The organism is Vibrio sp. 1069, assembly GCF_033340555.1.
This window is the reverse complement of sequence record NZ_JAWOWP010000742.1, coordinates 1-564: the sequence shown is the minus strand read 5'-3', so window position 1 is coordinate 564 and position 564 is coordinate 1. Positions and strand designations below refer to the sequence as shown.

General features: G+C 44.5%; 1 pseudogene. It reads right to left on the bottom strand.

From position 1 onward, the window contains the following. Positions 1–564: pseudogene (locus R7040_RS28795) on the bottom strand (RNA degradosome polyphosphate kinase); the annotation flags it as partial.

Here is a 564-nt window from a genome sequence, read left to right as displayed (position 1 = left end):
AATATCGTCACCTTCACGGCGACTGATCATCAATAACTTTGAGTGAATCTTTAAACCGGGCGCACCAAAGATGACGTGCACGCCAGCTTCAGTCAGAACTTTTGACCATTCAATATTTGCTTCTTCATCAAATCGCGCCTGCAACTCAACGACTACAGTAACGTTTTTGCCGTTATGCACTGCATCAATCAAAGAGTTCATCAAGCGAGAGTCTTTGGCTACGCGGTAGATATTAATTTTGATGCTGAGCACTTTCGGGTCAAAGGATGCCTGGCGAACCAATTCACCAATATGGTCAAAGGTGTGATAAGGGTAGTAGAGCAGAATGTCTTTGGCTTTGATGGCTTCGAAACTGTTGGCGTAACCTTGAAAGTCTGCACACTTCATTGGTGGCATTGGTTTGTTTTCGAGGTATTCTCGCCCGACGTTTGGAAAAGCGATGAAATCTTTGAAGTTGTGGTAGCGTCCACCTGGAATTAGGTTGTCGTAATTGGAAATTCTTAGTTTGCTGCACAAGAAGTCGAGCATCTCTTGCGGCATTTCACGCTCATACACAAAGCGTAC